At 75.5% G+C, this 3752-nt stretch carries 1 protein-coding gene and 1 pseudogene; one reads left to right on the top strand and one right to left on the bottom strand.

Annotated elements, in window-relative coordinates; all coding sequences use genetic code 11:
* Positions 1-218 (top strand): annotated as a pseudogene (locus tag AB0I76_RS25010) (hypothetical protein); the annotation flags it as partial.
* A 24-nt stretch (positions 219-242) separates the two neighbouring features.
* Here AB0I76_RS25010 and AB0I76_RS25005 read toward each other — a convergent pair.
* Positions 243-3752, bottom strand: a 3510-nt coding sequence (locus tag AB0I76_RS25005; RefSeq protein ID WP_357040064.1) for a hypothetical protein, incomplete at its 5' end; no start/stop codon positions are given.

The raw sequence follows: 3752 nt of genomic DNA, 5'->3' as shown, positions 1-3752 counted from the left end.
CCGAGGCGCACGCGGCGCTGACCGCGCAGCTGGAGAGCGGCGTCGCCGCGTACGAGCGGCTGGTGGTGGCCGCCGCGGGCTACGTGGCGGAGGACGCGCGCCCGGGCACCGAGCACGCCGCGGCGAACCGCCTGGTCGAGGCGACCGACCTGCTGCACGGCGTCTCGTCGGCACTGGCCGAGCTGCGCGCCGTCGGCGCACCCCTGCGCACACTCTGACCCCGGGTCGCCCCCTGCTCGGAGTCATCCGGGCGTCGTCACCGGGACCGGGCCCGTGAACGGGGAGGTGCCGACGACGTTGAACGACCGGATGCGGTAGTGGTAGGTGACCCCCCGGGCCAGGCCGGTGTTGGTGAAGCCGCGTCCGGTCACCGTGAACGTGGCCAGCTCGCGGGTGAACGCCGGATCCAGCGCGCGTTGCACCACGAAGCCGGCGCCCGGCCCGGCCGGCGTGCTCGCCGCCCAGCCGAGGATCACCGTCGCGGTGTCCGGCCCCGACGCGCTGGAGGTGACAGTCAGCGCGGCGGGTGCGGCGGGTCGGGGCGGCGTGGTCACCTGCGCGACCGTCGACCACGGTGAGGCGGCACCCAGGTACGTCGTGCGGACCCGGTAGTAGTACGTCGTGTCCGGTGCGACGGCGGCGTCCAGGTGGTTGTCGCCGACCCCGATCGCGGTGGTGCCGGGGCCGCTGCTGAAGGTCGGATTGGTGGCCCGCTGCACGTCGATGCCGGTGGCGAACGACCGGTTGGCCCAGCGCAGCGCCACCCGCAGGGGGGCCGCCGGGGGCACCGCCGCGCCGAGGCCGGTCGGCGCGCCGAGGTGCACCGCGGCGGGGACGCTGTTCGACCAGGTGGAGCAGCTGACGGCGTTCTCGGCGCGGATGCGGTAGTGGTAGGTGACGCCCGGGATGACGCTCGCGTCGGTCCACCGGGTCGCGTTCGCCGCCACGGTGATCGACGTCAGGCCGGTGGTGAAGGTGGCGTCGGTGGCCCGCTGGAGCAGGTGACTGGTGGCCGGCGGGCGGCTGCCGTTGCCGGTCCAGGCCAGCGCGATCGCCGGCAGGGCGGTGGCCGACCCGGGCGCCGGGGTGGCGGTCAGGCCGGTGGGCGCCTTCGGGGCGACCCGCAGCACCAGGGGGCGGCTCATGCCCAGGTCCCGGTAGCCGGCGAGCTGCGTGTGCCAGCGGTACTCCCAGCCCAGGTTGACGAGCTGGTTCACCACCTGCACGGGCCGGCCGTCGAACGGGCTGACCGGCGTCGAGCCGGTTCCGGTGCCGGCCCGCCGCGCCGGGTCCAGCAGCCGTACGCTGTCGCCGATCTTGAACGGCAGGGCGGGCGCGACGGGCCGCAGGGCCACGACGACGTCCTCCCGGGGATTGACCCGGACCACCTGCTTCCACCCCAGCTCGTTCGGGTGCGGCCGGCGCAGCGTGCCGTCCCAGCCGACCCGGTTGACCAGTTGCACGTCGCAGCCGTCCAGCCGGACCGGCTGGGTCTGCCGGCCGTCGCCCCGGATGCGCCACACCTGCGTCCCGTCGGCGGGGACGCCCACCGGCAGCGCCGGGTCGCTGACGTGCACCACCTCGGTGGCCGGGTCCGTCGGGCCGAGCGGCAGGGCGGTCGGGGAGAGCGGCCCAGCGTTCGGGTGGCCGACACCGAGCCGCCCCGCCAGCCGGCCGTGGTCGGGTTCGAAGACCTGCTGCACGGTCTTGACCGCGAGCGGCAGGATGACCGGCGCGCTGCCGCCGGCCGGGACGAAGGTGACCGTGGTGGCGTGCACGGGGACCGCGGTCTCCCGAGCGGTCCGGGTGCCGAAGGCCGCGTCGTACGCCGGCTGCGGCACGATCGGAGGGCGTTGGCTGGTCGCGTACGCGCGGGGCAGCCGCTCCCGCAGACGGGCCAGGTCGTACGGAGGGGACGGGTCACCGGTCACCCGGAACTGGAGCAGGGTGCGGGTGTTCGGCCCGTACCCCGGCCGGCTGGGCGGGGTGCCGCCCTCGGCGGTCAGGTCCGGGGCGTGGTTGTGGTGGTCGTACCGGGGGTCGTAGCCGGGCAGTGGGGCCGGCGCGTCGTTGTAGAGGATCAGCGACTCCCCGGCATCGACGGTGGAGAAGTCCACCAGCACGTCGGCCTGCTCGCCGGGGGCGACCAGCAGGGCGTGCCCGTCCACGTTGAGCACCGTCGGGTCGCGGCGGTCGTACCGGAAGGACACCGGCCGGCTGGCGATCACCGCGGGGCCCGGCAGGAGCCCGGCCTCGTTGCCGATCTGCACGAAGTCCGGCCCGGCGGCGGCCGGGTCCGGCACGCCGCCGTCGCGCCCGTCCGTCGGCCAGCCCGCCGGTCGATCCGGCGCGCGCGCGGCCTCCACCATCGGCACCTCACCCGCGCCCCGGTCGTCCCCGGCCGGGTGGGCCCGGTAGAGCTGGAGGTTGAGACTGCGGTCGGTGCAGGCGTTGAGGATCCGGAACCGGTACGTCCGGGGCGCGACCGACAGCCACGGGTAGGCCACCCCGTTGACCAGCACGGTGTCGCCGAAGGCCTCCGGCACCGCGGACGGGTGCGGCACGTCCGGCGCCGTCGGTGGCTCGTCGGGCGCGGTCACCGGGTCGTGGTGCGGGTTCGGCACCGGCCCCGGGAGGTCCGCCCGTCCGGTGCCGCCGCCGTCCACGGCGGCGTCGGCGGCGGTACGCGACCACGGCCCGTAGTCCCAGCGCCCGGTCGGGTTGGTCCCACCGGCCCGGTACGGGTTCTGCCGGGCCTGGTAGACGTGCGGGTGCCAGAGGCTGCCCCGGGCTCCCCACCGGACCCGGTCCCAGGTGGGGTCCTCGACGGCGAGCTGGCTGTCGTCCGGGACGAACGTCTTGTCCTCGAACACCAGCGGGACCTGCTCGGCCGGCAGCACCCCGTCGGCGATGAGCTCGTCCTCGACCGGGTCGGTGAGCAGGTAGAGCGCCACCTGTCCCGAGTAGACCGTCAGGCGGGACAGGCCGGCGGTGTTGTCGTGGAACCACAGCAGCCGGCCGCTCTGGTCGTTGGGGTAGTAGAACGTCGTCGCCCCGGCGCCGGGATGCGGCATGTCGGGCACGTGGGTCAGTCCGGCCCCGGTCGGGTACGGGGTGATCTCACCCGCCGGAGTGATCCACTGCCACGGGTTGCCGGCGCTGATCCAGCCGGTCTCCGCGCCGGCCAGGTGCAGCACCGCCCGGTTCTGCGGGTACGGCGCCGGGCCGTCCAGCGGACCGACGCCGGCTCCGTCGAGGGTGGTGTCCACCGGTAGGAAGAGGTCGCCGGCCTGGCCGGTGGGAAGCTGGTTGATGAACTTCACCCGGACCGGCCGCCCGCGCCGGGCCATGATCACCGGCCCGAGGTGCCACGGCCGCTCCGGCGGGGCGACGGTGTTGTGCCCGGTGGTGTCGGTGCCCAGGTTGAGTTGCCGGTAGCCGCGCAGGCGGGTGGCCGGCAGGTCCCGGTGCAGGCGTTGCGCGTACTCCTGGAGGCCGATCTCGTAGTAGTCGCAGCCCGGGTACGTGACGGTGTCCGGCACCGCCACCGGCAGCGTGGCGGCCGGTCCGGGGCCGGTCGTGACGGCGGTGCCCAGAGTGGGCAGGGGGTCGACGAACGTCCGCAGGCCGGTGCCCGGGACCACCCGCCCGTCGGCGTCGACGACCGGCAGCGGGCTGTGGGCGACGTTCGGCACCGTACCGAAGCAGCGCGGCAGGGCGGCCGGGTCGAGACTGGCGGTGGTCGGGGCCGG

Source organism: Micromonospora sp. NPDC049799 (assembly GCF_040656655.1).
In the GTDB taxonomy this organism is placed as follows: Bacteria; Actinomycetota; Actinomycetes; order Mycobacteriales; family Micromonosporaceae; genus Micromonospora.
Note: the sequence above shows the minus strand (reverse complement) of the source record. Positions and strands in the feature narration are given on the sequence as shown.